The organism is Cupriavidus sp. 05N39, assembly GCF_056397325.1.
Genome location: NZ_JBFTNE010000203.1, coordinates 1 through 4,694 on the forward strand (window position 1 = coordinate 1; position 4,694 = coordinate 4,694).

At 53.6% G+C, this 4,694-nt stretch carries 6 protein-coding genes and 1 pseudogene; all 7 read right to left on the reverse strand.

Annotation, left to right across the window (positions count from 1 at the left end; translation table 11 throughout):
• Positions 1-57: 57 nt before the first annotated feature.
• Complete coding sequence (locus tag AC1DN0_RS40290; protein ID WP_477146565.1) at positions 58-891, reverse strand: hypothetical protein; 834 nt, start codon at positions 889-891, stop codon at positions 58-60.
• Positions 858-2,090: a hypothetical protein gene (locus tag AC1DN0_RS40295; protein ID WP_441637482.1), complete on the reverse strand. Its 1,233-nt coding sequence runs from the start codon at positions 2,088-2,090 to the stop codon at positions 858-860. Before AC1DN0_RS40295 ends, AC1DN0_RS40290 begins: the two co-directional genes overlap by 34 nt.
• Positions 2,091-2,348 (reverse strand): PAAR domain-containing protein, encoded by a 258-nt coding sequence (locus AC1DN0_RS40300; RefSeq protein ID WP_150984982.1) that lies wholly within the window; start codon positions 2,346-2,348, stop codon positions 2,091-2,093.
• A gap of 145 nt (positions 2,349-2,493) precedes the next feature.
• Positions 2,494-3,186, reverse strand: coding sequence for a hypothetical protein (locus AC1DN0_RS40305; RefSeq protein WP_477146566.1), 693 nt, complete (start codon positions 3,184-3,186; stop codon positions 2,494-2,496).
• A 144-nt stretch (positions 3,187-3,330) separates the two neighbouring features.
• Complete coding sequence (locus AC1DN0_RS40310; RefSeq protein ID WP_441637486.1) at positions 3,331-3,669, reverse strand: hypothetical protein; 339 nt, start codon at positions 3,667-3,669, stop codon at positions 3,331-3,333.
• A 260-nt stretch (positions 3,670-3,929) separates the two neighbouring features.
• Positions 3,930-4,430 (reverse strand): hypothetical protein, encoded by a 501-nt coding sequence (locus AC1DN0_RS40315; protein WP_441637488.1) that lies wholly within the window; start codon positions 4,428-4,430, stop codon positions 3,930-3,932.
• Positions 4,427-4,694 (reverse strand): annotated as a pseudogene (locus AC1DN0_RS40320) (chitinase); the annotation flags it as partial. The pseudogene AC1DN0_RS40320 and the gene AC1DN0_RS40315, both read right to left, overlap by 4 nt.

The window sequence follows — 4,694 nt, forward strand, 5'->3', positions numbered from 1 at the left end:
GCCATCAGTTGCGCGACCACGCGCTGCGCCAGCTGGTCGCGCAGCGTGCGCAACGCGTCATCGATGGTCGCGCAGCGTGCGCAACGCGTCATCGATGGCGTCCGCATCCGCCTGGCGCGGCAACTCGCAACTGATGACCGGCATGAGGCCGTGGGCCGCCGTTCTCGCCTCCGCCACATCGAGCAGGTAGACCGGGGCGGACCAGCGCAGCAATTCGGCGATGCGCGCCAGGCGCATTCCATCGGGATGGGTGCCACGGCGCTGCACCTGCAGATCCGTTGCGCTGTCCATTGTGAGAATCACCGCGTCCACCGGACGGCGGCGGCGTAGTCGGTAGAGTTGCTTGAGCCAGTCGGCGTCCGGCCAGCCTTCCTTGTTGGCCTTGCTCCATAGCAACACCGCGTCGGGGGTGATCAGCCAGCCTTGTTCTGCCAGTTCGGGCAGGAGGCGGGCGATGGCGGCGTCGTCGCCGGTGAGCAGCAGCCAGGGCTGGCGGTAGCGCCAGCGCCAACCGTGATGCACGTGAAGCGCGTCGCGTATAGTGGCCAGTCGCCCGGGACGCGCTGCCGGCGCGCCGCCTCCCGCCGTCGCAGCCTCGCTCCGCTTGCTGGCATCGTAGTTGGCGACCCACAGCCTGGCGCGCAGCAACTGGATCTTTAGCGCCAACCATTCGTAGTACCTGGCCAGCAGCAGCGACACAATGCACCCGATCGCCAAGGAAATCTCGAACAGCTTGACTTGCTGCCGCGACAGCCCCTGCCCCGGCCCCTCGAACCAAACCGCGAGGCCGACTGCGACAAAGAGGCTCAATATCGCGATACAGAGGTAGCGTGCTACTGGCTGTGGCTTGTATTCATTCATGATGGCTTGCAGCACACGAGGGCGATGCACCGATCGCCCTCCTGGGTGAGGACGAGTTGCGATTGGGCGGACAGGGCGGCATTCTCGGCAGCGAGGACAGTCGCGAGCCATGCGCCTGCACTGCCAGAGTTGCCGATGGTCTTCGCAAGATCCACCCATGTGACGGCATCGCCCAGGGGCGACGATGACTTGAGATGCGTGACCACCTCGTCGGAAAGCGCTTGGTCCCAAACCGCACCGATGCCTTCGGTGCTGGTTCGCCCCCAACGCATTGCGAGCGCCACGCAATCCGAGGCGGACTGCGCGCTGTCCTGGGCTGGACGGTGCAAGTGCAGCGCGGAACCATGCCGCGAGGCCCCGGGGCGGCCCACCAGCAAAGCGACGCCAGCCTCGGCCACGCCGCCATCCAAGCGTTCACTGATGGCACGCCTCAACTGAAGTGCGACGAGTAGCTGCACCTCGTCTGCGGGCATGCGGTCCGCCCAGGCGTCGACATCAAACAGCGACAGATCATCCGTATCGTCTGTCGCGACGACGGGCAACTGCGGGAGGCATGCCAATATCTTGGCTTCAAGTCGCGCGCCGACCTCATCCGCCTCCACGGATGACGCAGAGACGAGCCGTACATGTAGCCGGGTCTGCGCTGGCAAGGACTCCAGACTCGCAATAACCGGGCGGAGCAAGCGGTCAAGCAGCCAGTCAGTGACGACTTTATGCCTGGCGTGCTCCGAGAGTTCATTGCCCGGGTAGAACGGCTTCTCGGGTATCGCGATCCAGCGGGCGATCACATCCGTTTCAGGGTATGCCGCACTTGGCCGGGCAGCCATTTGCATGCGCCCGCTCGCAATGCCCTCAACGCCGTTCTCTGCGTCGTCAGCAGAAAAGCACCAGGCGTGGGCCAGAATCGCAAGTGGCTTGCTAGCGCTCGCATGGCAGTCCTGTTCCTCGGCATCGCTCGCCCGGTTGACCGCCATGGCGTCACTGCGCCGCGCATACGCGCCGGCCATGGCCACGCTCCACAGAAAGGCCCAAGCAGCCAAGGGATAGCCTATGACGCAGAGCCAGAACCAGAAGGTGTTTGTCGGCTTTGTCGCGGGCCAGAGGGAGATGACAAACGCAGCGCCCCCACCCACAATGGCGACAAACAGGAACGTCCACCAGGCGACCGACAGGCGCGGCAGGTCTGGCACCGTGGCTCTGGGCGGTACCCGCTGAAAATCGATGGGCATTTACCGAACCGTCGCGCCGCGCCAGTGAGCAATGAGGATACTGCCGCACTGGGTCCGGTCGCCGTCGCGCGCAAGCGGCACGCCCGCATCGGTCATGCTGGCTCCGCCCTCCACGATCTTGTTGTTGCCGTGAATCGGACACGACACGATATCGCCGATCCGCGCGGCTCGTCTCCCCCGGACCTGAATGCGGTCCGATCCCGACAGGATCTTGCCGCCATGACTTGTATCGTCGTCTTCGTAAGCTAGTTCTTTCATAATCAAAATTCCTGCTTGCCTCTACATTAGTTATTCTTCATCGCGGCATATTTTGCAAAAAATACCCCCCATAAAACTAATACAAAAATAAGATATTTATTTAATACGATTAAATTTCGATTTGATGTATTTTGCATAATAAATATCACCCCTCAGATTTTAATTTCGATGAGATGAGGTCGTAAACCTCTTTATTTCCATGACTAGGCGGATCGCAGGCCAAAATATTTGGCACCCCCAAACTACCCATAATCATCTCGGATAACTTAAATCCCTTGTTCCTTTTACTTATTTTTAAGTAACTACCCCAAATTTCTCTTGCACTTTCGGGATTGCCACCAGCCATTACCTTCGCAATACCAAGGAAATCACCTCTCTCACCCAATAGCCAGAGGTCTACTTTCGCGTCCCATCGCCCGCTGCAAATTCCGCCGGTCATATTGCTCACTATGCACCCAGATTGAGTGTCTATTACGGGGCAGTATTGTCGACTCGCTATTTCTTCGCCTCCGTCTCCTCCAATTTTGAAAAATCTACCGGCTCTCACAATAGAGAAAACAGCAAACCTTCCGGACGGTGAAATCAATGCGTCCGCAGGATCCGAAAATACTACACCTCCATCGATCGACAATCTCTCCATCGGAAATAGATCAAATTTTGATCCGCCCGCACTGACGAACACGGCTCTTTTCCACCCAGTGCCGAACTCACTCTCCAGGATAGGCTCAAGATAATCGACTCTCGATCCGCCATCAAATATTAAACTTTCGCCATAAGCATAGGTCCATGTGATGAATATAAGGAAAAATGAAGCCGCTCCAYGCTTTATAATTTTCATTTCTTTAAAACCATTATTTAAAAATTTCCTTCATGCCTTGGTATCGAGCGCGCACGACCGAAACTCCTCCTATAACGATCATCTCTCAATCACTTCCATAATCCCAGAAAATATTTCTCTATTAATCACCGTATTGCGCACAGACTACCTCATCCATCGAAGGAAATCCTTGACATCGCTGGCTTTCTTCAGTCGAAAAGTGGAAACCTGGTTCTCAACATAGCCATCGACCCCTGCCATCTCGCTATTTTTAGTGATATTTTTATTCTCAATCAAAGAACCGTCTTTGCCACTCTCATACGCATACACTTGATAAAGATCTCCGTATGTCCCCAGACCACTATGCCTCAGTTCCCATCGGACAATAACAAATAGATTAACCATTCCTTTTATTCTCCCCAAAAAAAAGGGAATCAACCCGAGGCGCCGCCCCCTCGATTGAGTATTTTGCAACCAACTCTTCCCGGCATAGACCGTTTTCATATTTATATAACATCAAATTTATCGGGTACTCATCACCCCCTTTCTCAACTGCAACTAGAGCACCCTTTTTAATCTTCGAAGCAGAAAACACGCCCTGAGCAGGGGACACCACCGGACACGGAACAAGCCTATCTTCCGCATTCACAAGAGATACAAAAAAGGAAATTTTAAAAATCAATAGATACTTAAAAATCATTTTCGATCATATAATTTTCGTCCGAACCTATTTTAGATTCCGCGCGGCCGCCATCACGCTCAACTCAGTTATCTATGCCATCTATCGGCGCAACTGTCTTAATACCCCTCAGTGCTCGAGGGCTAATCGGCTGATAGTCTCCGGGATCGCAGGTACGGTTTGAAATCAACTTCCCATTCCGCTTTATATATATTCCACTTGGAGAACCTTGATACAATACATAGTTATACTTTCCAAAATTAAATTTTAGATGCGTAAACGTTATATTTCCCTCCGATATATCGCTTATTGAAAACCATCTTCTCGGTGGATACGGCTTTTTTGGAAATTCGAGTTCGATTTCATCAACCCTTCCAAATCGATACTGAACGTATCCATTATCTGGAGATATGTTTCCYGAAGCGCAGACCGAAATCAATTTTCCTTCACTTGCACAGCTAAAATACACCTCCTCATGAGGCTGACAAAGCGTTATTTCTTCGGCCTCCGCGCTCACCCCGAACAATATCAATCCCGCAAAATAAATCGCCCTTGCGAGCACAATAAGATCGCATTCCGTATTCAATTTAAATACCCTCCACTGTAGATCGAATTAAAATTTTCGACGCGCGCCGCGTAACTATCCGTGTGCAAATTAACAACCTCGGTAATCGCATTTACCTGCGTAGCTGTTTCTCCTTGATCCGCCTTTTCTGGTAGATTACGGTCAACCCAGAAGTACGCGGCAGACCTTGCCGCATACTTTGGCTGAACGAGTAGATCTGGATTTGTTTCAAAATCAACAACTTCCTGAGGCCACTCATTTTGCATAGCCACATGCCATTTAGTG

Coding starts and splice junctions, on each gene's coding strand:
- AC1DN0_RS40295 (WP_441637482.1), bottom strand. CDS start 2,090: ATGCCCATCGATTTTCAGCGGGTACCGCCCAGAGCCACGGTGCCAGAC.
- AC1DN0_RS40300 (WP_150984982.1), bottom strand. CDS start 2,348: ATGAAAGAACTAGCTTACGAAGACGACGATACAAGTCATGGCGGCAAG.
- AC1DN0_RS40310 (WP_441637486.1), bottom strand. CDS start 3,669: ATGAAAACGGTCTATGCCGGGAAGAGTTGGTTGCAAAATACTCAATCG.